Annotated in this window: 22 protein-coding genes; 8 read left to right on the forward strand and 14 right to left on the reverse strand. The window is 51.8% G+C overall.

The features are described 5' to 3' along the window. Positions 1–32 precede the first annotated feature (32 nt). The 5 genes from GA0061070_RS06580 to tssH form a co-directional block, all read right to left on the reverse strand. Entirely contained in the window at positions 33–581 is a 549-nt protein-coding gene (locus tag GA0061070_RS06580; protein ID WP_090134703.1) for a fimbrial protein, read from the reverse strand. After that, positions 572–3,169, reverse strand: coding sequence for a fimbria/pilus outer membrane usher protein (locus GA0061070_RS06585; RefSeq protein WP_090134705.1), 2,598 nt, complete (start codon positions 3,167–3,169; stop codon positions 572–574). Before GA0061070_RS06585 ends, GA0061070_RS06580 begins: the two co-directional genes overlap by 10 nt. A gap of 37 nt (positions 3,170–3,206) precedes the next feature. Beyond that, on the reverse strand, positions 3,207–3,962 hold the full coding sequence (locus GA0061070_RS06590; protein ID WP_090134708.1) for a fimbrial biogenesis chaperone: 756 nt from the start codon (positions 3,960–3,962) through the stop codon (positions 3,207–3,209). A gap of 91 nt (positions 3,963–4,053) precedes the next feature. Beyond that, positions 4,054–4,584 carry a fimbrial protein gene (locus GA0061070_RS06595; protein WP_090134709.1) on the reverse strand — a complete coding sequence of 177 codons (531 nt, stop codon included), beginning with the start codon at positions 4,582–4,584 and terminating at the stop codon, positions 4,054–4,056. Positions 4,585–4,680: 96 nt separating this feature from the next. Then, on the reverse strand, positions 4,681–7,359 hold the full coding sequence (gene tssH, locus GA0061070_RS06600; RefSeq protein ID WP_167353545.1) for a type VI secretion system ATPase TssH: 2,679 nt from the start codon (positions 7,357–7,359) through the stop codon (positions 4,681–4,683). A gap of 301 nt (positions 7,360–7,660) precedes the next feature. On the opposite strand from tssH, the gene tssF reads away from it, so the two are divergent. From tssF to GA0061070_RS06635, 7 genes are read left to right on the forward strand one after another with little or no spacing between them, the layout of a single operon-like run. Then, entirely contained in the window at positions 7,661–9,541 is a 1,881-nt protein-coding gene (gene tssF / locus GA0061070_RS06605; protein ID WP_090134714.1) for a type VI secretion system baseplate subunit TssF, read from the forward strand. Further along, positions 9,538–10,530, forward strand: coding sequence for a type VI secretion system baseplate subunit TssG (gene tssG / locus GA0061070_RS06610; protein ID WP_090134716.1), 993 nt, complete (start codon positions 9,538–9,540; stop codon positions 10,528–10,530). Before tssF ends, tssG begins: the two co-directional genes overlap by 4 nt. Positions 10,531–10,565: 35 nt before the next feature. Beyond that, on the forward strand, positions 10,566–11,636 hold the full coding sequence (locus GA0061070_RS06615; protein ID WP_090134718.1) for a type VI secretion system protein TssA: 1,071 nt from the start codon (positions 10,566–10,568) through the stop codon (positions 11,634–11,636). A 4-nt stretch (positions 11,637–11,640) separates the two neighbouring features. After that, positions 11,641–12,627 carry a fimbrial protein gene (locus GA0061070_RS06620; RefSeq protein ID WP_090134720.1) on the forward strand — a complete coding sequence of 329 codons (987 nt, stop codon included), beginning with the start codon at positions 11,641–11,643 and terminating at the stop codon, positions 12,625–12,627. Between the two features lie 25 nt (positions 12,628–12,652). Further along, entirely contained in the window at positions 12,653–13,990 is a 1,338-nt protein-coding gene (locus tag GA0061070_RS06625; protein WP_090134722.1) for a GlcNAc-transferase family protein, read from the forward strand. Next, the gene (locus GA0061070_RS06630; RefSeq protein ID WP_090134724.1) at positions 13,984–15,777 is read left to right on the forward strand and encodes an OmpA family protein; all 1,794 of its coding nucleotides are present in this window, start codon (positions 13,984–13,986) and stop codon (positions 15,775–15,777) included. Before GA0061070_RS06625 ends, GA0061070_RS06630 begins: the two co-directional genes overlap by 7 nt. A 26-nt stretch (positions 15,778–15,803) precedes the next feature. Beyond that, positions 15,804–16,292: a DcrB-related protein gene (locus tag GA0061070_RS06635; RefSeq protein ID WP_090134725.1), complete on the forward strand. Its 489-nt coding sequence runs from the start codon at positions 15,804–15,806 to the stop codon at positions 16,290–16,292. A gap of 557 nt (positions 16,293–16,849) precedes the next feature. Here GA0061070_RS06635 and cbrC read toward each other — a convergent pair. Together cbrC and yieH are read right to left on the reverse strand one after the other, a co-directional pair. Then, positions 16,850–17,437, reverse strand: coding sequence for a PF03691 family colicin E2 tolerance protein CbrC (gene cbrC / locus GA0061070_RS06645; protein WP_090134728.1), 588 nt, complete (start codon positions 17,435–17,437; stop codon positions 16,850–16,852). A gap of 209 nt (positions 17,438–17,646) precedes the next feature. Continuing rightward, positions 17,647–18,312, reverse strand: a complete 666-nt coding sequence (yieH, locus tag GA0061070_RS06650; protein ID WP_090134730.1) for a 6-phosphogluconate phosphatase — start codon at positions 18,310–18,312, stop codon at positions 17,647–17,649. A 168-nt stretch (positions 18,313–18,480) separates the two neighbouring features. On the opposite strand from yieH, the gene GA0061070_RS06655 reads away from it, so the two are divergent. Continuing rightward, positions 18,481–19,818: an NCS2 family permease gene (locus GA0061070_RS06655; RefSeq protein ID WP_090134732.1), complete on the forward strand. Its 1,338-nt coding sequence runs from the start codon at positions 18,481–18,483 to the stop codon at positions 19,816–19,818. Positions 19,819–19,854: 36 nt separating this feature from the next. Here GA0061070_RS06655 and GA0061070_RS06660 read toward each other — a convergent pair whose 3' ends face one another. From GA0061070_RS06660 to rpmH, 7 genes are all read right to left on the reverse strand, one after another. Further along, positions 19,855–20,421, reverse strand: coding sequence for an NADPH-dependent FMN reductase (locus GA0061070_RS06660; protein WP_090134734.1), 567 nt, complete (start codon positions 20,419–20,421; stop codon positions 19,855–19,857). A gap of 20 nt (positions 20,422–20,441) precedes the next feature. Beyond that, positions 20,442–21,176, reverse strand: coding sequence for a 4'-phosphopantetheinyl transferase family protein (locus tag GA0061070_RS06665; protein ID WP_090134735.1), 735 nt, complete (start codon positions 21,174–21,176; stop codon positions 20,442–20,444). Positions 21,177–21,378: 202 nt separating this feature from the next. Continuing rightward, positions 21,379–22,743, reverse strand: coding sequence for a tRNA uridine-5-carboxymethylaminomethyl(34) synthesis GTPase MnmE (gene mnmE, locus GA0061070_RS06670; protein ID WP_090134737.1), 1,365 nt, complete (start codon positions 22,741–22,743; stop codon positions 21,379–21,381). 106 nt (positions 22,744–22,849) lie between these two features. Further along, the gene (yidC, locus tag GA0061070_RS06675) at positions 22,850–24,496 is read right to left on the reverse strand and encodes a membrane protein insertase YidC (protein WP_090134739.1); all 1,647 of its coding nucleotides are present in this window, start codon (positions 24,494–24,496) and stop codon (positions 22,850–22,852) included. Between the two features lie 2 nt (positions 24,497–24,498). After that, positions 24,499–24,756, reverse strand: coding sequence for a membrane protein insertion efficiency factor YidD (gene yidD / locus GA0061070_RS06680; RefSeq protein ID WP_090134741.1), 258 nt, complete (start codon positions 24,754–24,756; stop codon positions 24,499–24,501). Further along, the gene (gene rnpA / locus GA0061070_RS06685; protein ID WP_035886831.1) at positions 24,720–25,079 is read right to left on the reverse strand and encodes a ribonuclease P protein component; all 360 of its coding nucleotides are present in this window, start codon (positions 25,077–25,079) and stop codon (positions 24,720–24,722) included. The genes yidD and rnpA overlap by 37 nt, the downstream gene beginning before the upstream one ends. A 14-nt stretch (positions 25,080–25,093) precedes the next feature. Next, on the reverse strand, positions 25,094–25,234 hold the full coding sequence (gene rpmH, locus GA0061070_RS06690) for a 50S ribosomal protein L34 (protein WP_000831330.1): 141 nt from the start codon (positions 25,232–25,234) through the stop codon (positions 25,094–25,096). Positions 25,235–25,667 lie beyond the last annotated feature (433 nt).

Here is a 25,667-nt window from a genome sequence, read left to right on the forward strand (position 1 = left end):
ACGTTCGGATAATTCGCTTATTCCACTCCTTGCTATTTATAAACAAGTTCGATCCCCGCTACCGTCTGAACTTTTCCGGCGGTAACGGCTGAGTCACCCTTCGCATAATAGCTCGCTAAGAATCTATGACTTAATGGGTCAGCGGTGGCAGAAATAAGATAATCCTGCCCTGACGTAGCATCATCAATAACAACCTGCGAACTATCTTCTTTACGTAATCTGACCTGAACATTGTTGCTCATGTCGGTTCCTGAATTATTTATTAAATTACCCGTCGCCGTATCCGCGCCAGAAATAGCGCTATTAAAGAACACGGCTACCGTCCTGCTAGCCGGGCACTCTCTTAAGGTAATATTAAAAGGCACGCTGCCAGCTTCATTGCCATTTTTCTGAAGCGACATCACCGATATTTTGGGTAATTGTACGACTTCGTTATTGCTGCCGTTATTAATTTCTATAACGCAGGTTTCATCGGTATAGGCGCCAGTAAAATAAACATCCATCGAATACCCAACCGCGTAGACATATGCCACATGACTCCCCAGCAGTGCAATTGCCAGCGCTTTTTTCATTAATGACATACAACCTCCGCCTGTGTAATCGAGCCGGGCGATTTTATAATCTTACGGGCAATATCGCTGTTGGAATAAATGGTGCACAACCGATCGCCAGATGCATTTTTAACGTACAAATTGCTATTTTCTGCCTGCCAGCCGCGAATAAATGCCATGCCGCCCTGCCCAATAATGCCAAGGCTATTATTACGCTCATCAAAAATATCCGCGCCGATAGGTAAAGGCTGCCCTTTCTTATCCCGGACAATTAACACCACAGGTACACCCACCTGCGTTTTAACATCTACTTTGACCACCGTGCCCATACGTGGAATAACGATGCTTTCATTTTCCAGCACATCCACATTATCAGGCAGCCCCACGGTATTCACCGCTACGGTGTTCTCGCGATAAGGGGTGAGCGACGGCACAATTGCAAAACCGTTGGCATCAATGCGCGCACCATAACCGTTCAGCATCCTCGCGCCTTCTGCGCCCGGCGCTTCTACTAGCGCAAACGGCGCATCGCCCAGACGCGGCCCCAGCGTTACACCACCGCGGTGCGCCACCACGCTGCCATTGGCCGACAGTGAAAGCTGACGCGACTTATTTCCCACGGATGCAGTCGATCCCAACTGTCCTATCGGCGAGTTGTAATTGACGTTGCCGTTAAACGCCCCCTGCGTTGATGTATCCTTCGTTTTATTGACCGCCGTCCCTATGCCGTAGCTCAGTTCGTTCTGCATGCCCTGGCTACCGATGGCATTCATCTGGAACGCGCTGCCTCCGTTATTGTCATGCGAGGCAGTTGAATAGATCGTACTGAACAGCGGTTTTTCGGTGATGCTGCGCCCCAGCGGCACACTGATGGACAACATCACGTTATTCACATTTCGGCCATCGCCGTTATACGAGCGGGAAGCCGATACCGACCAGGAAAAATAGCGCTCGGATTTGTTATACGACACCATGTACTGACTGGAGGCAGAGCGTTCATCCCAGTAGTTATAAAAGTTACCGGAAAAATTAATCCTGCTGCCGTTCCACAGCGGCTGGCCGACGTTCACGGTAAAACGCTGCCGGGTGCGATAATCCACCAGATAATCATTATTTCTGGAGCCATAGCGCTCTAGCGCGGCATCCCTGAGACTGTAAAACCCCTTTGAGGAGTAGCGGTACGCCGCCAGGGTAACGTCCGTCGACGTCGCATCCAGATACTTACTAAAACTAATATTAAAACTGTTGCCGGAAGAGACTTTGCCGCCGCCTGGCTCGCTGCGCGCATGGGCGACATCCACCGACACCCCGCCCAGCGGCGTATTGAACGCATTGCCCAGACCTAACGCCGCATAGTGATCGGCAAACTGTCCGCCGCCGTACAAGGTGTACATGTTGCCAAGCCCATACTGGTAGAAGCCCTGAGCGACACCTGGCTTTTCAGAGAGCGCATCATCCTGCAACTTCCCGACCACCACGCCAAAACGGTACACACCATCGTGCAGCAGCATCGGCGGCGCAGAAAAGGGCACTATCTGCGTACGCTGGCGACCATCCGCCTCTGTCACCGTCACCTGCAAATCGCCGCCATAGCCCATTGCGCCGATGTCGCTCAGTTCAAATGGTCCTGGCGGTACGGTAGTTTCATACAGCGTCTGGCCGCGTTGCGTCACCTGCACTTTGGCGTTGGTTTCAGCAATGCCGCGAACCAACGGCGTGTAATAACGCAGGCCATCCGGCAGCATACGGTCGTCAGACTGTAGCTGAATCCCCCGCACCATCATGCTATCGAACAGATCGCCGCTGGTTGAGCTATCGCCCAGCGTCAACTGGCTTCTCAGTACCGGAATATCACGCTGAAGGTAAGTCATGATGGATTCGGTATGTGATGACGCGCTGCTGCTCCAGTTGGTGTTCATCCGTTTACGCAACCGCCAGTCGTAAAAGTTTAGCCCCATCAGTAACCCGAGGTTGCCGCTGGCAGAGTGATCCTTTTCCCCGTTGTAATGGCGGGTTGTCTGCTGAGTATAGGCGTTAGCGTTATAGTCCAGCACGCCCGCCGTCACGCCGGAATCCCACAAAGCAGGATCGGTATAACCACGCGGACGTTGCACAATATAAGCCTGTGGAATCAAAAGGTTGAGATAAAAATCACTGGTCAGATAGTTCGCGCTTGCACCTGTCACCCACTCATCCACCATGGCACATTGCGCACCCTCTTCTGCCGCTGGTCTGGCCGCGACCTTAATGCCCAGACGGATCAGTTCATCCTGAGCGAAGCAGGGCTGAGCACTCATACTGCCTGCAACGGGTTTAAACATCACTTTGTGCTGTCCCTGGCTTTGACCATTGACGGCAACCTGCACCATATACTCTCCCGCTGGTGCCGGGTTACCCTCATAATAACGAGAGACATCAACGCTAGTGCCGTGAATGAACGAACTATTAAAATTCACACCTTCATTTTTACCGCTGGTTGCCTGAGCCCCGTCTCTGGCGTGAGCGAACACAGAAACGCTGGCCCCTAAGGAAGCAATAAGGATATGGCGAATCGCAACCGCGAATTTTGATTCACGAATTACGCGGCGTGTATATTTTTTTATCTTTTTCGGATTCACGTCATTATTCCTCACAACTACGCAGCTCAGCGATTTACTATTTTTTTATTGAAATCGTGTTACCTGATGAATAAACCAACTGATAGTTAACAACACTGCCGTAATCGTTAATCAGGCGGACATCAATGCTATTGATAGTTGTTATCGATTTATTTTTTTGCTCCAGCAAGAACTCTTTACTGCCAAATGGTGGGACCATATCCACGACCAGCGGATATTTTGATGAACCAGAGCTTACCACCGCAGAATCAAATGAAAAATAGTAAGGCGTTGGGTTGGTAACTTTAATTCCCTTCATTGGACTAATCATTTCCCAATGCAGCTTTTCAAATTCGTTAGCACTGTTGCTATTTAACGCTGTCGGGCGATAAAATATTTTAATGCGGGTTCTGAATGCCAATTCCAGATGATCGGTATCCTTCATCTTTTCATTCACCGGTGGGATTTCCAGCATATTAAACCAGAACACTGACTCCCGGTCCTGCGGCAAGGTCATACCGTTATAAATAAGGCGTACGCTCTGCCCCTTTCCGGGTTCAACACGATAAACCGGCGGCGTAACGATAAATGGCACCTTAATATTATTTATATCACTATTTTTATTACCATCATCCACCCAGACCTGCACCAGAGAAGGCTTTTTATTTTTATTATTGGTTCTTATGGTCTGCTCTTTTTCTGAACCAGGGAAAATCACACGTGTACCAGAAATGGTCATCCCCGCAAACGCAGCATGGGTTACCAGCATTAAAAAGAAAAAAGTATTTAATAATATTGCATGTTGATATTTCATAGCACAGCCTTGCACGTAATACGGTCCATCTGATGGAAATGGTTTAACAGGGGCGATGACTCGCCCCTGGGTCAATCCTGACGGAAAGAAATTACGGATACGCCAGAGTGTAATCGGCCTGCGCGTAAACCAGACCCGCAGTGGTCGCACCGATTGCATAGTAGCCACCGTAGTAACGCATGGTCGCTTTACCGCCGGTCACGGGGAAAGCTGCGCCGGTTTCGCCCACTTTCAGCGGTTTCTGATCAGAGTTATACAGACGAACCTGAACGTTAGTTGCCGCAGTTCCCGTGCCGGCATACTGGTTACGCAGGTTACCGGTTCCTGGATCTGAGTCGTTGCCGATGGCTTCAAAATGCGCGGCAACATTAGTGATACCCTCAGGGCACTTTTCAACGTTCAGCTCAAAACCTTTGGAACCCGCACTGGTACCTGCCGCATTCAGGGTCTGAATGGAGATAGTCGGCAGTTGCACCTGACGGTCAAGAGAGTCAGCGGCAATTTCACAGGTTTCAGCAATCAGCTCACCGTTAAAGGTTACGGTGCCCTGAGTTGCGGCCAGCGCAGAGGTCGATACTGTTGCCATCGCCAGTGCGTACAACGTCGTTTTGAATGTAGACATAACAAACTTCCTATATTAGTGTTATTAAAATTAAATCTTTATGACCTTAAGTCCGTGTTTGATCTATTCCGTATTCCCTGTAGATTTCGTGCTTTGCTATTCCTCCACTTGCATAACAATATCAATCTCTTTTTCTTCAGATAAAATGCAGCGCATGACTATTGATTTACTCTGTGCTGCGGTACCGAGCTGATTTAAAACCGCGCTACCAATTTTTGGTAAAATATTTTTCTCGATAAAACGGATCAGCATCCTGGCACCAGTTTCGGCAACCGGACATTGTTCAACCACGTGCTGAACCAGCTCATCACTAAAAGTGAGCGTCATGTCGTACTGCGCTTTTGCCCGCTCTATGATGCGGTTTAAATGGATTCTGACAATATGCTGTAATGATTCTGTCGCCAGCGGTAAATAAGGAATCACGGTCACACGACCTAAAAATGCAGCCGGAAACACCCTTAATAATGCTGGTTGTAATAATGTCAGCAAACCTTCTTCATCCGGCATGGCTTGCGGATCGGCACATGTGCTGCTGATAATGTCGCTACCGATATTACTGGTCAGCAAAATAATGGTATTGCGAAAATCAATATGTCGACCTTCACCATCCTCCATTGAGCCTTTATCAAATACCTGGAAAAAAAGTTCATGCACATCGGAGTGCGCTTTTTCCACTTCATCCAGCAAAATAACGCTATAAGGTTTACGGCGAACAGCTTCAGTTAATACACCACCTTCGCCATATCCCACATAACCCGGCGGTGAGCCTTTTAGCGAAGAAACGGTGTGCGCTTCCTGATATTCACTCATATTAATGGTGATAAGATTCTGCTCACCGCCATAAAGCTGGCTGGCAATCGCCAGAGCGGTTTCGGTTTTCCCGACGCCAGAAGGACCAACCAGCATGAACACGCCAAACGGTTTTTGCGGATCGGCAAGACCTGCGCGCGCGGTCTGAATACTCTGGCTCAGGCAGGTTAATGCATATGTCTGACCAATCACCTTTTCCGCCAGACGTTGCGGCAACTCCATCACTGCACTGACATCATCTTTCAATACCTGACCAACCGGGATGCCCGTCCAGTCCGCGACGATCGCAGCCACAATGCTGGCATTCACTTCCGTTTGTACCAACGCCTGTTCACCACGAATCTCGCTCAGCGTCGCTTCCAGTTCGTTCAGACGAGACTGCAAATAGCTGACTTTTTCCGCTTCCGCCATTTCCGTGTCTTCAACGGTGGCGGTAAGAAGTTGCTGACGGGTATCAATAATCGCTGCAACCAGTTCACACTCCTGCGTCCAGCGGCGCTCCAGCACCGTCGCCTCTTCCGCATGCTCGTCGATAGAGCTTTGAATCGGCTGGACGTGTTTGTTGTCCTCCTTACCGAAACCAATCGCTTTTTCCAGTAATGACAGTTCAACTTGCGCCGACTGTTGGCGGAATTTCAGCAACTGTAACTCTACTGGCGGCGCGTGCTGCGCAACGGCGACCCTGGCACAGGCGGTATCCAGTAAGCTGATCGCTTTATCCGGCAACTGGCGAGCGGGAATATAACGATGAGAGAGACGCACAGCGGCGCGAACCGCCTCATCCATCACCCAGACGCTGTGGTGTTTTTCCAGCACTGGCAGCAAACCACGCAGCATGGCAATCGCCAAATCTTCTGATGGTTCTTCGACCTGCAATACCTGGAAGCGTCGCGTCAGCGCCGGATCTTTTTCAATGTGGCGCTTAAATTCACTCCAGGTTGTCGCACCAATGGTGCGTAACTGCCCACGCGCCAGCAGCGGCTTCATCAGGTTAGCGGCGTCCCCAGTACCGGCATTGCCGCCTGCGCCCACCAACGTGTGTACTTCATCAATAAATAGAATCACCGGGTCGACTGAATTGACAGCCTCTTCCAGCACCGCTTTTAAACGCGCTTCAAATTCGCCTTTCATGCTGGCTCCGGCAGAAAGCGCCGTGACATCCAGAGTCAACAGACGAACTTTTTGTAGCGCAGGAGGAACCTCTCCGGACACTATTGCCAGTGCCAGACCTTCCACCACCGCCGTTTTTCCCACCCCGGCTTCCCCGGTCAGCAGCGGGTTATTCTGTCGACGACGCAGCAGAATATCGATCATGGTGTTGATTTCTTTATCACGCCCCAACACCGGATCGATTTTTCCTTCACGCGCCAGCGCCGTCTGGTCTGTCGTGTATTGCGACAGCCCGCCGCCCTGCGCAGTGCCGATGGCGTTACTGGCTTCGCCCGGTACACCCGCTTCTGAGGAAACCATCGCGCCGCCTGCTTCGCTCTCTTCTGCTGAGTCGCGAATAATATAGCCAAGGTCTTTGCTTAACTGTTCCAACGGTATTTTTTCGAATACCGAAGAAATACTAAAGAGCGCACGGCGTAATTCCATCGTGGTTAGCAACGCAATCAGTAAATGACCACTGCGAATAATATTGTTATGGCACTCCAGGCTGGAAAATATCCATGCACGCTCAATTGCCAGTTCAATATGATAAGAAAAATCAGAAATAGAACTGGCCCCATCCGGCAGACGCATTAATGCCTGAGAAAAATCATGTTCAAGAATTTCGGCATCAAGTTCAAAATGCCTGACAATATGGCGGATATCACTGTCTTGTTGTTGATATATCTGATTTAACCAGTGAACCAACTCAACGTATGGATTACCGCGTAATTTGCACAGCGTAGTGGCACTCTCCACGCTTTTAAACAAACTTACATTAAGTTTTCCAAATATATTTTTTCTGCTAATCGCCACAACAAAATTCATCCCATATTAATCGACGTCAATGTCTTCCACTACGTAGTGGAACAGATGTTTACCTGTCCATGCAGAGGCATTTATATAGAGGCAATAACATGCTACTTAAGTCTAATGTAAACAGTCTTCACAAAAATAAAAACCCTTATATAGAATATAGAATGGAATTTAAGAATATAGCCCAAGAAATAGTCCTATTTTCACCTGGAAGTGTAAATAGTGGGATCATAATGGCTGTATTTAATTTTAGAATCCTGGTGATATATCAAAGATGCTGCGAAATTTGACGGGATACAAGGTGGAACACAACTTTCTAGATTACTATAACCAGGAACTGACGTTTGTCAGAGAGATGGCGCGTGAATTTGCCGAGCGGCATCCGAAGATTGCCGGACGACTGGGGATGCAAGGGATAGAAACTGCCGATCCCTATGTGGAGCGACTGATTGAGGCTTTCTGTTTTTTATCTGCCAGAACGCAGATAAAATTCGATGCTGAATTTCCTAAATTCACCCAGCGATTACTGGATATCATCTACCCGAACTACAATTCACCCACGCCTTCGATGGGTGTCGTACAGCTACAGCCAAATTTAAAAGAAGGGGATTTATCGCACGGTTATACTATCCCCAAAAAAAGTATTTTTTACAGTCGGTTACTTCCCGGAGAAATGACGCGCTGTGAATTCAGAAACAATCAGGATGTCACGCTATGGCCGCTGGATATCGAAGAAGTACGGTTAACCTCTGTTCCGCCGGATATTCCTAACCTTGAAATTCATCGCCTTAACCACCAGCAACTGAAAGGTGCGCTGCGCATTAAACTGCGCTTACAGGGGGATTTAGTTTTTTCAGATTTGAAAGGATTGGATGAATTACCAATTTATATTCAGGGTGATGAGCGTGTTGTTTCACATACGTTTGAATTACTGCATGGCAGCCATGTTGCGGTGGTGGTGCGCGGTGGTGATAGTGAAAAACCGCAGAATCATGTCATTGTAAATCAGGGATTAAAATTCGAAGGGCTGGCACCCGATCAGAGCCTGTTGCCCTTGCAATGGAATATGTTCCACGGTCACACCCTGATTCAGGAATATATTACTTGTCGCGAGCGATTTTATTTTTTTTCGCTCACTCAATTGTCAGCAGCGCTGGAAGGCAACAGCACTAACGAAGTCGAAATTATTATTCTGTTGAACAAATTATCTCAGGATCTGGTGCCGCATCTGGATGCCTCGCACTTTTTGCTGCACTGCACAGCGGTGATCAATCTGTTTCCCAAACGCGTGGATAGAATTGAAGTCAACCGCGCCTTGAATAACTTCCACATCGTGCCGGATCGCAGCCGCCCGATGGACTATGAAGTCTTTTCCGTTGATAAGGTCTTTGGCTTACAGGCAGAAACCAGCGAAGAGCTGACCTTTAATCCGCTCTATCAGACCCGGCACTGCGACACCGGAAACTTTGGTCGTTATTTCTCAGTCAGGCGTGAAGTCAGGGTGAAAGAGGCGAGCCATCGTAAATATGACACCCGCACGCCTTATAGCGGCACGGAGATCTTTATTTCGCTGGTAGACCAACAAGAAGCGCCTTACGGCGAGCATATTCGCTATCTGTTGGTTGACGCCATGGTGACAAACCGCGATCTGCCTCGTTTACTGACCAGTACCGGCAGCCTTGAGCTTACCATGTCCGACTCCGTCCCGATTCACGGTGCCCGCTTTGTGAGCTCACCCAGCGCGCCGCGTTCGCCGTTCGCCGTCGGTGAAGCGGCATGGCGGCTTATTCGCCAGCTTAGCTTTAACTATCTGCCGTTATCCGAGATGGAACACGCCCGTGGTGGCGAGTCGCTGCGTAATATGCTGCGGCTGTTCACCAGCACTGCCGATACCGAAACCCTGGCGCAAATAAACAGCCTTGTCGGGTGCAAAACCGAGCCTGTGGTTCGCCGCCTGTCGGAAGAGGGGTTACTGGTTTATGGGCGCGGCGTGCGCTGTAGTTTAACCGTCGATGAAGAAGGATTTTCCGGCATTAGCCCTTACCTCTTTGGCCTGGTGATGGAGAACTACCTGGCGCGGCATGCGGCAATTAACATTTTTACCGAAACCGAACTGCACTCTATGCAGCGTGGCTTAATCGCACGCTGGAAGGCACGACCCGGCAGACGAGGCGCATTATGAAATCCATCGACGCCTGGTTTGATGACAGCAAGCCCTGGGAGGCGGGTTTTATCAGCATGATGCGTGCCATTGCCGCCCGCACCCCGGAGCTGCCCGCACCCGGTAAAGCCCTGCTACCATCACAGGAACGTTTCCGCCTGGGGCAAGTTGCCAGTATGACGTTTTCGCCGCGTGAAATCGCTGCGATTAGTCAGCAGGACGACAAAATCAAACTTCAGCTTTTTGGCTTAGGTATCTGGGGTGCTCAGGGCGCCATGCCGCTCCACCTTTCCGAACTGGCCTACTCCCGCTATGAGCAGCACGACCACACGCTAATTGATTTTGTCGATATTTTTCATCACCGGGCGCTCAGCCTGTTTTACCGCGCATGGTTTTTATCGCAGGACACAGCCTCGCTGGACAGGCAGGACGACGAGCGCTTTTCATTTTATGTCGGCAGCCTGATCGGGCTGGATCCGGCTGAACTCTCCCCCGCCCCCTTACCCATACACGCCCGGCTGGCCTCTTCCGCACACCTGGTTCGCGAAGCCCGTAATCCGGACGGGTTGCTCGGAGCGATGCATTACTACTTTGGCGTGCCGATTCATATGGAAGAGTTTGAGCTGCAATGGATTTATCTGGAAAGCAGCGATCAAACCGCGCTCGGTGACAGCCACTGCGCCGGTCTATTGGGCGACGGCGCGATCCTCGGCAATACCGTGCTGGACAGACAACATAAATTCAAATTGCTGATGGGGCCGCTGACGCTCACCCAGTACATGCTGTTCAGCCCGTGGGGCAGCGATATGGCGGTACTGCGTGAGCTGGTACGCAGTTTTATCGGCTTTGAATATGCCTGGGATGTGCAACTGGTACTGGCTGCCGACCAGGTGCCTCAGGCCCGGCTTGATGGCTCCCACCAGCTTGGTTACGCCAGCTGGCTTGAGCGTAATTCTTGTGATGACCCGGTTTTCGGCATGAGCTTCGAGCCGGAAATGTATCACCGCTAGTTACCGTTTCTACTCACAGCTAAAAGATACATGCGATGAACCAAACATACCGTCTGACCTGTTGCGATTACTACCAGCCGCTGATGTCTCCCATCGCGGGCAGCGACGCCTGCGGCGAGAACCTGGATTACGATCCCGCCTTCATTATGTTGCAATCCCGCCTCCAGCCCAGGCTGGACGTGGAATATGGCAGTTTTTTTGAAGCAGCGGAACCCATTAACTGGACCGATACCGAACGCGAATGCCAGACCTTGCTGCAAAAAAGCAAAGACATCAGGCTGGTCATCATCCTGATGCGCTGTAGGCTGCGTAAAATCGGGCTACCGGCGCTGGCGGAAGGGCTGGAAGCGCTAAATGCCTTGCTGTGCGCCTGGCCGGACGATCTACATCCGCAGCTTTTAGACGAAGGGGAATTTACCCCGATGCTGCGCGCCAACGCCTTTGCTGAACTGGAAGACGCCAACGGCCTGCTCGCCGATCTGCGCAATCAACCACTGCCGAAAGTCTCTGGTTTGCAAATCACCATCAAAGAGTTTGAAAAAGCGCATCAGATCCCACGGGAAGAAGGCGCGCTGTCAGATACGGACATTGCAGCGATGATCCATGAATGGCAACTCAGCGCCCATGACAGCATCCTCCCCCTCACGCAGGCGCACTATTTCCTGGCGGAGATAAAGGAGACGCTCACTAAAACGCTCGCACACGACACACCTGATCTTGCCATGCTTACCGGTTTGCTGGCCCTCTTCGCGAATGATTTCGGCAGTGGCGCACCTGTCGCGGTCGCTGCCCCGCCCGTCGCGCCTGAAGAAACACCGCCGGTTCAGGAGAGTGTCGAAACCGTCGTTGAAGCGCCTCCTGTAGCTGTGGATCCCTCCCCCGTCACGCCCCCTGCCGTAACGGAAGTACGCCAGCGTATCAACAACCGCGCCGATGCGTTGCACCGATTACAGGAAGTTCGCAGTTGGTTTGCAATGACCGAACCCAGTAGCCCGCTCATTCAGGTGCTGAAGTATGCGGAAGAGAGCATCGGCAAAAGTTTTGCTGACCTCTTAAAAATGTATCCCCCAGAGATAGTCGCCATGCTGAACCAAGAAAAGGAATAAAAGGATGTTAAGGATCGCCACTACACTTTGTGCCCTTGCTTTGTCTCCCGCCGCCTCTGCTGTTTGTACACTGGCGCGCGGTGCGCCGACTGCGGTTGCCATTCCTTCGCAGGTGATTCGCATCAACGCGGATGCCGCCGCAGACACCTCAACCCCGATAGCCCAGTTCGACAGCAATGCTGCAGGCCAGAATATCGGCTATGACGCTTGTGATGTCGGCACCGAGTACGGCAAGCAGGTGCTATACCTGACAGGACAAGACGCAACAACGCGCATCTACCAGACCAATATTCCAGGTATTGGGATTAAACTGCTCTGGAACAACGGCAGCGCATTCGGCAACTTTCCCTCAAAGAGTTTTATCACCTTTCCCGGTGGCCAGTCAGTGGGAACATTTGACTACTCCGCCGCCTCTTTTTACCGCATCCAGTTTTTTAAAACGGCGAATAATTTACGCCTGAGCAATCCGAACGGCGATACCGTTCTGCCCGCCGGGGATATTGCCTATAACTACCTGATGACCGCCGATCCGTCCTCTTTCATCATGAAACTCGCTATTGGCGATATCTCAATCATCAGCACCCCCACCTGTAACACCGACAGTGCCAAAACGGTTGATTTCAACGATGTCACCCCGTCCTTGCTCCGTCAGGGCGTGACCCGCAACCTGAATTTCAACATTACTTGCAAAAGCGACTATGGCACCTATTCCGCAAAAGCCTCGATGATCACCAGTACACCCTCCTCAGATGGTGCCTATATCCGCGCGAAAGATGCCGGAGGAAATCTGGATCGACTGGGCATCAAAATCACCGATGGCGCAGGCAAAGCGATGAAACTGGACGGCAGTACATCAGAACAGAAAACCAGTATCACCAGCCAGGGTCCCGCCGAGTTTGCCTGGAACGCCACGCTCTTCGCCAGCAGTAAAACCGCCCCCGCAGGCGGAACCTTCAACGCCAAAGCGGAAGTAATTTTTGATATTCAGTAATCAGTTTTTGAATGGATTGGGAAAAATGGATACCCCTGCGACAATTTTTATCAGCATCGCCAGCTATCGCGACCCGGAGCTAATCCCAACGCTACAGGATATGTTGCGCCATGCCGCTCACCCCGAGAATCTACACATCGCTATTTGCTGGCAGGACGACGAAAACCTGTCGCTGTTCGAAGAAAGCGGCATGACCCCGGAAGGTAGCCGCATCGTTGACAGCCATGAGGTATTTGCGTTTCGCTACCGCCAGGCTCGGGTGGATGTTATTAGCGTGCATTATTACGCCAGCCAGGGTGCCTGCTGGGCACGGAGTATGGCGGAAACACTATATGAACAGGAAGCCTGGTTCCTGCAAATCGATTCCCACAGTCGTTTTATCCCGAACTGGGATAACGAAATGATCGCCATGCTGCGCCAGTTAGAGTGCAAAAGTGAGCGGCCGATACTCTCCACCTACCCACCGCCTTATTGCCCCGGCGAAGATGAAGAAGCCAGCAAAAAGCGCCATGTCAGTCGCCTGATATTCCGCGAATTTAATCCGCAGGGTATCCCCATGCTCTGCTCCACCCCTTTTACCGCCTCAGAACCGGTGCGGGGGAGCTATCTCGCGGGCGGGTTTATCTTCACTTATGGCGATTTCGTTAACATCGTGCCGAACGATCCACAGATTTTTTTCGCCGGCGAAGAGATAGCCATGGCGGTGCGCGCATTCACCCACGGTTATGACATTTACCATCCCCACCAGTTGTTGCTCTGGCATTTCTATCAGCGCAAGGATCACAGCAAAGTCTGGGGCGATCACTCCAATGATGCAAAAGCGCAGGGCGCGGTGGATAAGGCCTGGTGGGAGAGAGACAACAACTCCAAAAAACGCATCAGAACCTTACTGGGACTGGAAGTCGAAGATGCAGCAAGCCTTGCGCCTTACACCACAGGCAACACTCGCCCGCTAAGAGCATTTGAGTATCAGGCTGGCATTTGCCTGCAAAATGGCACCGCGCTGCCGGAAGTGATGGGTGCGGAGAAGACCAATTTTTTCCCGACGCCGCCCGATGATGAGGCGCAGTGGCTTGCCCGTCAGTACGTCTGGTACAAAAAAGCGTTCACACTGAAGGCCGCCGACTGGCAATCCAACGACCAGGGAGCGGATAACCTGCATCTTGGCGTGTATACCCCGCAAAACGTGCTGCTCTATAAACGCACGCTCGATGCCCAGGCGCTGCGGGCGGAATCCCCGGATGGCAACCTCACACTCTCGCTCGAATTTAAAACCGTCAATGCCGCGTATCCCGCTGTCGTTCGGGTATGTTCCTGGTCGGTAACCTCTGGCTGGGGCGCAGTTATGGAGAAACCATGGTGAAAAGCGAAAACTTTTTCTGCCGACTGATTGGCATCGATACCCTGATAGCTTTCGACGGCATCATTCCTTCTGCGGCAGATTTTCAGCTCAGGCTCATTTCGCTCATCGAACAGCTCAATAAGGCCTTGCAGGAAGAGAACCAGACGGCCGAAGAGAGTGAAGCACTGTGTCGGCTGTTATGCGGCTATTTTGATAAGCGTCTGATGACCAATCAGAAAGACAACGCGCTCTCGTGGCAGCGTTATTCGTTAATGCATTACTTCTACGGCCATAATCAAAACCAGGCCGATAGCGATTTTATATCACAGATTGCGGCTCTGCTTCGCACCGATAGTAGCCTGATGTTCCGCTACGCCAGAAAGATGCTCACGCTGCTGAAACAGGTTGAGGGGGAGACCGACGCGCTGGCTTCACTGAGCGCCACCTGCGCGCCCCGTACCTGGCTTGCGCGAGTGGAGGCGGAACCCGAACCGGAGGCAGACTATTTTGATACGCCAGCAACCACGCCCCGACTAATGGTGTTGATTATTGGCCCGTTTGCCCAGAAATGGTTCCACCACGCGAATCTGTCAACCACGGACAACGGCCATATCATCTGGATGGTTGCAGAGCATGCGACAACGCTCGCCAACCGGCTCGCGCACAAGGAAGAGACACATCCATCAATGGCAGTCGTGACCCTTTTCCCCATCCTTGCTGATGGTGTGGAAAACAGTACGGTGCTGACGGAACAGCTAACCTCCTGGCAGTTTGTGTTCTCTTCCATTCGGCTCAGCAGACGCCTGCCCTGCATACCGGTTTTTTATACCCGTCTGAGCCAGCAACGCCATTCACACGATCCCGACAGGGCGATATGGACAAGTTCTCTGATGATGCCACCGTATGGGCAACTGACGCTGGAGTCGTGCTTCCGGCAGCTTGTGGACAAACTGAATGCCCACGATGACGGCCAGGATCTGTACGCCATACAGCGATACGCGCTCGGCAGTACTTTTATCGCCTGGCTTGCCGAAAGCCGCCTGATGAACGTGCTGCAAACCTTATTAGCCAATACCCCACTCAATCTGGCTGGCGTCATGCTTGCTGACTATGGGCGAGGGTTCATCCGCCACGGCGCCTGGTCACAGTGGTTGTCGGAGCGATATGGCATTCTGCCCGCGCTTTCCACCTCAATTGCCATGCCGCCTTTGCCATCGTTGCCATTACCACCACAGCCAGAAATAGTAGTATGGCAGGAGCCGGAACCCCTCAACGCACCAGCACCGCACCGCAGTTCACTGCGGCCCGTCACCATCGGGCTACTGTTTCTGTTTGCCTGTCTGGTTGGCGGATTTTTCTACTATGCCCGGTATAATATCAAGGAAATTCGCGAGCAGGTCAGACAGATTTCACCTTTGGGTGAGATCTTTACAACGCCTATGTCGAACCAAAACGTATCACTGTTCGCGTTGGAAAATACCGTGCCGTTATTTGAAAACGGCAGCAGCAATCTGATGTCTGACAGCGAAAAAACGCTGCTGGATATCATTCCGGCCATCAAACGTTCGCCAGAAAAAATGTTTCTCATTATTGGTCACTCCGACAATACCGGCTCTTCCGCCACGAATCTGGCGCTCTCTACCGAGCGCGCTCAAGTCATTAAAAACTGGCTGGTCGAGCATACGGGGCTACCCGCCGAGCGGTTTATTACGGAAGGTGTTGGCGATACCCGACCCATCGCCAACAACGACACCAAAGAAGGACGGGCGCAAAATCGCCGCGTTGAGATTATTCCCTTATCCCGATAACACCATTAAGGATGAAAAGGACTTACATGAACAAAACTCCCATGACTTATCCTCTTAATGAAGGCACTTTCACGACTCTTATGCCGCAGGAAGACCAGTCCATTAATATTCTGCGATATATGGACAAAGACAATAATCAATACAACATTTTGATTAACCGCACCACGCTGGAACAAGGCCAAACGGTGGACGATTTTTGCGAGAAGCAGTGGGATAAAATGAAGCGCTTTGTGCCGGGATTTGAGGTGGAAGGAAAAAATCTGCGCCATGAAATCGGTCCGGCCAAATTACAGGTGCTGCAAACCGCCAATAAATTCCTTGAAGATGGCGCCTGGGTCAGACAAGTCTCTTCGATTGTGACACTGCCCCAACATCCGCAGCACAACCCCGATTCACGCAATTTGCTGGTGTTTACGCTGGCCGTTTATAACGACTTTACCGAAGCGCAACGTAAGCACTATGTCCGCATTATCAATAGCTTTATACCGGTGGAAACGGCGATGAGTATTGAGTGATCCCTTCGGCCCCCCGGAAAGGCTGAGGGATCTCCATAAATCAGCGCGAACCTACCAGCAACTATTCTGGTAGGTTCTGGCGAGATGGTTAAGAACGGTGCTCAGGGAAGTGAAAAGCGTTATGAAAAACGCATATCTGCAATCAAAGCCTAACTGAGCGCCCTTTCACCTTTATCTTCATATACCCGTCATACTTCAAGCTGCATGTGCGTTGGCTTTTTTATTCGGCTCATCCCTGGGCCTTACCCCTTCGGGGCCGCTGCTTACAGCGTTCAAATCGGCTCCCGGCAGATTTGTCTCTCACCGGAGGCCAACCTTCGGTTGGGCAAATTCGTTCCCGACGAGTTTGTCACTGCGTCGCCGCCTTCCTGCAACTCGAATTATTTAGGGTATAGCGGTTGTGCTAATGAAATGCAGTATGAGTATCAGGCATACTGCATAGCTTATTCAGCAATCAGAACGGCAGATGAACGCTTAACCCAATTCCCAAAGGTGAATTTATCATGTTAACATTCGAGTAATTTCGACATCTATTGTTCCTTATTCCGTGGAGCTGCTCAGGAAAAATCCGCCCATAACCGTAGCTTGCCACAGTGTAAGCAACGGAAGAGATATCCCTGGCAGTCGCCGCCGTCGAGCAAGTGTTCCGGTAATTTCTCATAATCCATGCCGAAGGCATCGCAGTCGGCCTGAATATCTGCGAACTGATCGAGTTTGTCGGCAATATCTTGCCAGCCGACGTAGCCGATAAACGCGCAGAAATCATTACAATGCGCCAGCCAGTACTCCTGCTGCCAGCCACAATATCCTGGTGTTCTCTGTGTCAGTTCCTGCAAACTGGCTTCCGGCCACGGATTTTTGAAACCGGTAAATTCACCCTCGTCATCAAACAGGCTGCCCACACCTTCAATGCTGGACTTATCGTGAAAGCTGCCGCCAAATTTTTGTGCGGCGGATCCATCCGCAATGCACCACGGGCAAAGGGTATCGACATCCGCAGTGGTGTAAAACGGGTTGGTGTAATACACGTCCGTTAGTTGTTCACAGCAGGCGCAAGTCACGGTTTTTCTTTGTGAAAAGACGCCCGTATCCAGGGGCTGAGGGTGGTACTTAAATACCGGGAGAGAACGGTTTGTCTGAGCCATAAAAACATCCTGTTTAGTGGTTTATACCCGTCATACTTCAAGTTGCATGTGCGTTGGCTTTTTTATTCGGCTCATCCCTGAGCCTTACCCCTTCGGGGCCGCTGCTTACAGCGTTCAAAGAGGCCAACCTTCGGTTGGGCAAATTCGTTCCCGACGAATTTGTCACTGCGTCGCCGCCTTCCTGCAACTCGAATTATTTAGGGTATAGATTAACGCGTAACATGCCACCCACGCGCACGCCAGAGTTCCGGCAACTGCGCTAAATCAGTGAACGTCGTCACCTTAGGGTGATCAATGGGTTTGTTATGCGGGTCGGCGCAGAAGTAATAGACTTCCATCCCTGCCTCGATTCCAGATTGTGCCCCAGCGGAGGAGTCATCCACCAGAATACAGTTCACAGGATCAACATTCAGCGCTCTGGCAGCATGGTACATTAACGCCGGATCGGGCTTCCAGCGTTGGATGTCATAACCGCTAAACAGTTTGTCAGGAAAGTGATGTAGCATGCCTAATTTGCCTAATGAGTGTTGCATTTTGCTGACCGGGCCATTAGAAACTACACACATCGGTACACTCACTGCGTCCAGCAATGCGTTCGCACCGGCAATCACCTCCAGTTCGCTGTCGAACAGGCGCGCCACTTCCCCACGATAAATGGGTTCAAGCTCCTCTTTCGCCAGGCTGACACCGCGCTCCCCGGCGATGACATCAATAATTTCATATAATTTCATACCCTTAAAGCGTTTGAAGACCTCTTTCAGATCCAGCGTGATGCCAAAAGCCTTAAACATATGCACATAGGCGCGGGAACAAATAACTTCACTATCGACCAGGGTGCCGTCACAGTCGAAGAATATTGCATCAATGTGGGACATGCCATTTCCTGTTATTGCGAGTTTAACGTTTACTTAACGCAGATAGCGAAGCGCAATCGTTGCCGTATAAGCAAATTCAATGAAAAAAAGTGTGTGATAACCGTCAATATTGTCTCATTTTGGTATAGGATAGCGACGATTTTCCCTCCCTAATTCCGGAAATTGATAATGAGCCAACAACACACTACCCAGGCCCCGGGCCAGGGGTTGCTTGACCGCGTGTTTAAACTACGCGAGCACGGCACATCGGCACGCACCGAAGTGATCGCAGGTTTCACGACGTTTTTGACGATGGTGTATATCGTTTTTGTTAATCCCCAGATTCTGGGCGTCGCCGGGATGGATACCAGCGCAGTATTTGTGACCACCTGCCTGATTGCTGCATTCGGCAGCATCCTGATGGGGCTGGTAGCTAACCTGCCAGTTGCGCTGGCGCCGGCAATGGGTCTGAACGCCTTCTTTGCGTTTGTGGTTGTTGGTGCCATGGGGCTTTCCTGGCAGATCGGCATGGGCGCAATCTTCTGGGGAGCGGTAGGTCTGTTGCTGCTGACTTTGTTCCGTGTTCGTTACTGGATGATCGCTAATATTCCGGTCAGTCTGCGTGTGGGTATCACCAGCGGTATCGGGCTATTTATTGGCATGATGGGGCTGAAAAATGCTGGTGTAATCGTGCCGAACAAAGAGACGCTGGTGAGCATCGGTAACCTGACTTCCCACAGCGTTCTGCTGGGCGTTCTTGGTTTCTTTATTATTGCTATTCTGGCATCGCGCAGTATTCACGCCGCTGTGCTGGTGTCGATTGTTGTCACCACCCTGCTGGGCTGGCTGCTGGGCGATGTGCAGTATCACGGTATTGTTTCTGCGCCGCCGAGCGTGACAAGCGTTGTCGGTAATGTGGATCTGGTCGGTTCCTTTAATATTGGCCTGGCGGGTGTGATCTTCTCGTTTATGCTGGTGAACCTGTTTGATTCCTCCGGTACGCTGATTGGCGTGACCGATAAAGCCGGGCTGGTGGATGAAAGTGGTAAGTTCCCGCGCATGAAGCAAGCGCTGTTTGTCGACAGTATCTCTTCGGTAACTGGCGCCTTTATCGGCACCTCTTCTGTTACCGCGTATATCGAGTCTTCTTCCGGTGTTTCTGTTGGTGGCCGTACCGGCCTGACGGCGGTTGTGGTTGGCCTGCTGTTCCTATTGGTAATCTTCCTGTCGCCGCTAGCGGGTATGGTGCCGGGCTATGCTGCTGCGGGTGCGCTGATCTATGTGGGCGTGCTGATGACGTCCAGCCTGGCACGTGTGCAGTGGCATGATCTGACAGAAGCTGTGCCAGCGTTTATCACTGCGGTAATGATGCCGTTCAGCTTCTCGATTACCGAAGGTATCGCGTTGGGCTTTATCTCTTACTGCGTGATGAAAATCGGTACTGGCCGCCTGCGCGAACTCAGCCCATGCGTGATTGTGGTTGCGGTGCTGTTCCTGCTGAAAATCGTCTTTATCGACGCGCATTAATGCCTTTTCCCTCTCGCGCTGCGGGAGGGGTTTCCATTACGGCCTAACGCGCTGAATATAATCGCCGAAAGCCGTAAGCTGGTCAGTCAGATGGTCAAGCGTACTTTGATCGATCACTTCTCCCGCCTGCTGATCAACCTTGCTTTGAATCACCCCGCCCATAAACTCCGGTTTGTTCATCACCATCGCATCAAGGAACACCAGGATCTGGCGCAAATGATATTGGCAACGCGCTCCGCCAATCACGCCCATTGAACTGGTCTGAATCAGCACCGGCTTACCCGCCAGCGGCTGCTCTGGTAAGCGAGACAGCCAGTCAATTGCATTCTTCAGGCCGCCCGGTACCGAGTAGTTATATTCCGGCGTCACAATCACCACGCCGTCAGCCGCTCGGATGTGTTCGCCAAGCTCGCGCACACTTTCCGGGAAACCTTCTTCCTGCTGAATATCGGCATCGTACAGCGGGATATTGGCAATCGAAGGTAGCGGCGTGATGCCCATGCCTGCGGGCGCAAGCCTGGGCAATGTGCGCGCGACCATGGCATTAAAAGAACCTTTACGCAGGCTACCGAGCAGGGTCACAACCTTGAGTTCAACAGACATGATGATTCCTCATTATGGGATCAATTAAGGATCAGGGTCTTCTCTGCGGGCAAGCTGGTGAAACGCATTAAACGGGAGGCGGGATCGTTGGCGCGCGTTTGCACATCGGAGAGATAACGCCACCCTGTACGGCTATCGAATTCCCATATTTTCAGGCTTTCGATGGCAGGTGATACCGCTACAGACCAGATCAGCACATCTTCTGCATCACACATCACTTCAACACGCGTTAGCGGCATCAGGCGCAGACGGCCGGATCCCGGCAACAGTTGCAGCAGTCCTTGATCGTCGTGCATTCGATGGATCAATTTCATTGCACTCTGGCGCAGTGTTACAAGTTGGGTTTGCGCTTCGCCAGGATCGTTTTGGTTATTGATCCACAGTAGCTCATTATTGCTTAAAAGGGGCTTCTGCGCGTGAAAACTGCGCGTTGCACGTTGCAACTCCATATCCAGACCACAAACGCCTTCAGTCGTAATGGCGACGCCCACCAGGTTCCCTGCATAGGCCAGCGAAAAGTGCGGCAGACTAGCGTCGGCAAACTTCGGCTTGCCGCTGGATTCAATGACTATATCTGGCAGTTCGCTGGTGCCATACAGCATAAACATCATTTCAGCGAGTAATGCACGGGAAGCAAGAAAACGTGTGCGGCGATGCGCAGGAAGCTGGCGGGCCATATCGTGACAGGACAGCGGTAGTCGGGTGGAGACAAGATGCCCTTCAGAAATTATCCCTCGTGCAAAATGCGTAGCCATTTTTCTCTCCGTGATAATGGTCTGAATCGGTTCGAATTGAACCGATGGTGAATATTATCGCCCATGGTTCATAGGTTTTAATGTGTAAATTGGCATCTGAAAAGCCCTGACGGAGATATTTACACTTTGATTGGTTAATTCAGCACGTTACGATAATTCGTCGTTATAACAGGAACGGCCATTTTACGGCCGTCCCGTACGATTATTTACCAATACAAAAGCTGGAGAAGATACGGCCCAGTAAATCATCGGAGGTAAACTCGCCGGTGATCTCGCTCAGGTTCTGCTGCGCAAGGCGCAGTTCTTCAGCCAGCAATTCACCAGCCCAGGCTCCCAACAGTTGTGCTTTACCCTGTTGCAGATGCTCTGCGGCCGCCTCGAGCGCCTGTAAGTGCCGGCGACGCGCCAGGAAACCGCCTTCCATGCTGGTGTCAAAACCCATACTTTGCTTGAGATGCTGACGCAGTACGTTAACGCCTTCGCCGGTGCGCGCAGAGAGACGCACAAGTGAGTGATTGTTCACATCACTGATACCCAGCGATTCTCCTGTAACGTCAGCTTTATTACGTACCACGGTGATCGGTAATCTGGCGGGCAGACGGGCAATAAAGTCCGGCCAGATTTCCGCCGGATCAACCGCATCAGTGGTGGTGCCATCAACCATAAACAGCACGCGGTCGGCCTGCTCAATCTCCTGCCAGGCGCGTTCGATACCGATACGTTCCACTTCGTCGCTGGCTTCGCGTAAACCAGCGGTATCGATAATGTGTAGCGGCATACCGTCGATATGTATGTGCTCGCGCAATACGTCGCGCGTGGTGCCTGCAATATCAGTCACAATAGCGGCTTCACGCCCGGCCAGCGCGTTCAACAGGCTCGATTTCCCGGCGTTTGGGCGACCAGCGATAACCACTTTCATCCCTTCACGCAGCAAGCTTCCCTGACGCGCTTCGGCTCGTACCGCGTCCAGATCGGCAATAACGTCGTTCAACTGAGCTTCGATTTTGCCGTCTGAAAGGAAGTCGATCTCTTCATCCGGGAAGTCGATAGCTGCTTCTACATAGATGCGCAGGTGAGTAAGTGCTTCCACAAGATGATTAACTCGGGCGGAGAAAGCGCCCTGCAACGAGTTCAGCGCAGAGCGCGCAGCCTGCTCGGAACTGGCATCAATTAAATCGGCAATTGCTTCAGCCTGCGCCAGATCGAGCTTATCGTTAAGGAACGCACGCTCAGAGAACTCGCCCGGTCGGGCAATACGCAACCCTGGTAAAGTCAGTATGCGTTTTAACAGCAGGTCGAGGATAACCGGGCCGCCGTGCCCCTGTAGCTCCAGTACATCTTCCCCAGTAAAGGAGTTCGGGCCAGGGAACCACAGCGCAATGCCTTGATCCAGTGCGCTGCCATCGGCGTCCTGGAACGGCAGATAGTCGGCATAACGCGGTTTAGGCAGCTTGCCCAGCACCGCCTGCGCCACGTCTCGCGCTTTTACGCCCGAAATGCGCAGGATGCCCACACCACCGCGTCCCGGTGGGGTTGCCTGTGCGACGATAGTGTCGTTATGGCTCATGGTATGTTTTCCGAAATCTCAAAATAAAAAAAGGCGGTCAACTGACCGCCCTTTGTTTGTTGTTCCTTTTGCCGGGTGGCGCTTCGCTTACCCGGCCTACAGCGTATCAGGAGCTTTTTTTCTGGCGGCTATGCAGGCCGCGCTTCTCCAGACCACGGTAAATCAGCTGCTGCTGAATGATGGTCACCAGGTTGCTGACGATATAGTACAGCACCAGACCTGACGGGAACCACAGGAAGAACACCGTGAAGATGACCGGCATAAAGGTCATGATCTTCTGCTGCATCGGGTCGGTCACCGTGGTCGGCGACATCTTCTGGATGAAGAACATCGTTACGCCCATCAGGATCGGCAGGATGTAGTACGGGTCCTGTGCAGACAGGTCGTGGATCCACAGTGCGAACGGCGCATGGCGCAGTTCAACGGAACCCATCAGCATGTAATACAGCGCCAGGAAGATAGGCATCTGAATAATCAGCGGGAAGCAGCCGCCCAGCGGGTTCACTTTCTCCGCTTTGTACAGCGCCATCATCTCCTGACTCATACGCTGTTTGTCGTCACCCAGACGCTCGCGCATAGCCTGAATCTTCGGTTGCAGCATGCGCATTTTCGCCATGGAGGTGTACTGCGCTTTGGTCAGCGGGTACATGATGCCACGAACGATAAAGGTGATTGCGATGATGGAGAAGCCCCAGTTACCCAGGAAGCTGTGGATCCACTTCAGCAGTTTAAACAGCGGCTGAGAAATAAACCACAACCAGCCGTAATCCACGGTCAGATCCAGGTGCGGTGCCACAGCAGCCATTTTGTCCTGAATTTCCGGGCCGACCCACAGGGTGCTGTTCAGCGCGGTAGTTTGACCCGGCTGCACCAGTACCGGCTGGGATTTATAACCGATAGCGGCTACGCCATTGCCCAGGTTGCTGGTATAGAAGTTATTCGCGCCTTCGCTACGAGGGATCCACGCGGTAGCGAAATACTGTTGCAGCATCGCAACCCAGCCGCCATTGGAGCTGACGTTCAGGTTTTCGTTATCGGCGATGTTGTCGAATTTGTATTTCTCATACTTCGCGTCAGAGGTGGAATACGCCGCACCGCGGAAGGTATGCAGCGCAAAGTTGCTGCTGCCGGTATCGCGGTGAGAAGGCAGATTGATGGATTGCTTCAACTGACCAAACGTTGCCACTTCTAACGGTTTACCACCGGCGTTTTGCACGCTGTAGCCTACGTTCACCGCATATTCGCCGCGTTTCAGCGTGAAGGTTTTGGTGAAGGTATTGCCAGCCGCGTCGGTGTAAGTCAGCGGGATCGCCAGTTCATTCTGACCATCAGCCAGCACAAACGCATCTTTTTCTACGTTATACAGTGGGCGCGGGCCGTTAGCCGGATTATCCGGGCCGTCACGACCAGTCAGGCCGCTTTGCGCCTGATAGATAAACTGCGGCGTAGTTTCCAGTAACTGGAACGGCTCATTGGAGCCCAACTCTTTCGGGTACGTCGGAAGCAGTGCCTGTTCAACATCACCACCACGGGTGTTGATGGTCAGCTCAAGCACATCGGTTTTCACCGTGATCAGTTTCCCCTGGCCACTGGCTGGTACGCCCTGGTCGGCTGCGCTACCCGCTGCGGTGGTCGTAGTCTGCGTGGTCTGCTGTTGCGCCGGAGGAGGATTTTTATCCTTCTCCCACGTTTGCCAGATCATGAAAGACACGAACAACAAAGCGATGATAAAAAGATTGCGTTGCGAATCCATCGTTAGTGTTCTCTGGTTTTAGAAGGTCCTGGCGGGACGGGATCGTCGCCACCCGGGTGTAAAGGGTGGCATTTTAATACGCGTTTCATTGTCAACCAACTGCCTTTTAACATACCAAACCTACGCAATGCCTCAATTCCGTATTGCGAACAGGTTGGGGAGAAACGACAGTGCGGCCCAAGTAGCGGACTAATCAGGCGTTGATAGACCCTAATCAGGGCTATCAGGACCCGTGAGCCAGGCGACAATGGCGGCGCCATAATTTTTCCAACGCTTCCGAGAGAGCACGGTTATCGAGGTCAGCAACCCCTTTCTTCGCCACCACCACGAAATCCATTGCTGGCAATTCATGCTGGCGTAAACGGAAACTTTCACGCGTCAGACGTTTAATCCGATTGCGTTCATGGGCGCGTTTAACATTTTTCTTGGCGACGGTCAGACCGATACGGGGATGCCCCAGCGAATTCAGGCGGCCGAGGATAGTGATTTGCGGCGTGCCAGCCCGTTGTGGCTGCTGGAAGACGAAAGTGAAATGAGTGGGAGTTAACAAACGTAACTCCCTGGGAAAAGCGAGCTTAACCACTCAGGGGTTAGCTTTTACTTGGAAACGGTCAGACGTGCGCGGCCTTTAGCGCGACGACGAGCCAGAACCTGGCGACCATTTTTAGTAGCCATACGAGCACGGAAGCCGTGAGAACGGTTGCGCTTCAGTACAGACGGTTGAAAAGTGCGTTTCATGGCGGTTTCTACCTAAACTTGAATAAATTCACTGACTTTTGCGTATGCCTGAACGGATATCGAACGACAGGCGCGTAAGCCATGGGTAATTAAAGAGGCCGGATTGTAATAATTGTACACTCCGGAGTCAATTCTCTTTCCTTATATACCCGTCATACTTCAGGTTGCATGTTCGTTGGCTTTCCTCGCTCACCCCAGTCTCTTACTGGAGTAAGTTCCTGGGGATTCACTGCGTCGCTGCCTTCCTGCAACTCGAATTATTTAGAGTATAGCGCGCGTATTTTTGCACATAATGGCGCAAAAAATAAGCTGTATTCGACGGCTGAAAACGAGCAAGACGCGCCGGAGGCAGAATTATACGGGGCAAACGGCAAAGCGCAAGGATCCTTCAGGATCTTCATTAGATCGTTTAAGCAAGAAATCTTCATTACTC

The sequence above is a fragment of the Kosakonia oryziphila genome, from assembly GCF_900094795.1.
Classification (GTDB): Bacteria; Pseudomonadota; Gammaproteobacteria; order Enterobacterales; family Enterobacteriaceae; genus Kosakonia; species Kosakonia oryziphila.

Bases quoted from the DNA above. Each gene is read 5' to 3' on its own strand.
- GA0061070_RS06580 (WP_090134703.1), bottom strand. From the start codon at position 581: ATGTCATTAATGAAAAAAGCGCTGGCAATTGCACTGCTGGGGAGTCAT.
- GA0061070_RS06590 (WP_090134708.1), bottom strand. From the start codon at position 3,962: ATGAAATATCAACATGCAATATTATTAAATACTTTTTTCTTTTTAATG.
- GA0061070_RS06595 (WP_090134709.1), bottom strand. From the start codon at position 4,584: ATGTCTACATTCAAAACGACGTTGTACGCACTGGCGATGGCAACAGTA.
- tssG (WP_090134716.1), top strand. From the start codon at position 9,538: ATGAAATCCATCGACGCCTGGTTTGATGACAGCAAGCCCTGGGAGGCG.
- GA0061070_RS06615 (WP_090134718.1), top strand. From the start codon at position 10,566: ATGAACCAAACATACCGTCTGACCTGTTGCGATTACTACCAGCCGCTG.
- GA0061070_RS06620 (WP_090134720.1), top strand. From the start codon at position 11,641: ATGTTAAGGATCGCCACTACACTTTGTGCCCTTGCTTTGTCTCCCGCC.
- GA0061070_RS06625 (WP_090134722.1), top strand. From the start codon at position 12,653: ATGGATACCCCTGCGACAATTTTTATCAGCATCGCCAGCTATCGCGAC.
- GA0061070_RS06630 (WP_090134724.1), top strand. From the start codon at position 13,984: ATGGTGAAAAGCGAAAACTTTTTCTGCCGACTGATTGGCATCGATACC.
- GA0061070_RS06635 (WP_090134725.1), top strand. From the start codon at position 15,804: ATGAACAAAACTCCCATGACTTATCCTCTTAATGAAGGCACTTTCACG.
- cbrC (WP_090134728.1), bottom strand. From the start codon at position 17,437: ATGGCTCAGACAAACCGTTCTCTCCCGGTATTTAAGTACCACCCTCAG.
- yieH (WP_090134730.1), bottom strand. From the start codon at position 18,312: ATGTCCCACATTGATGCAATATTCTTCGACTGTGACGGCACCCTGGTC.
- GA0061070_RS06655 (WP_090134732.1), top strand. From the start codon at position 18,481: ATGAGCCAACAACACACTACCCAGGCCCCGGGCCAGGGGTTGCTTGAC.
- GA0061070_RS06660 (WP_090134734.1), bottom strand. From the start codon at position 20,421: ATGTCTGTTGAACTCAAGGTTGTGACCCTGCTCGGTAGCCTGCGTAAA.
- GA0061070_RS06665 (WP_090134735.1), bottom strand. From the start codon at position 21,176: ATGGCTACGCATTTTGCACGAGGGATAATTTCTGAAGGGCATCTTGTC.
- mnmE (WP_090134737.1), bottom strand. From the start codon at position 22,743: ATGAGCCATAACGACACTATCGTCGCACAGGCAACCCCACCGGGACGC.
- yidC (WP_090134739.1), bottom strand. From the start codon at position 24,496: ATGGATTCGCAACGCAATCTTTTTATCATCGCTTTGTTGTTCGTGTCT.
- yidD (WP_090134741.1), bottom strand. From the start codon at position 24,756: ATGGCGCCGCCATTGTCGCCTGGCTCACGGGTCCTGATAGCCCTGATT.
- rpmH (WP_000831330.1), bottom strand. From the start codon at position 25,234: ATGAAACGCACTTTTCAACCGTCTGTACTGAAGCGCAACCGTTCTCAC.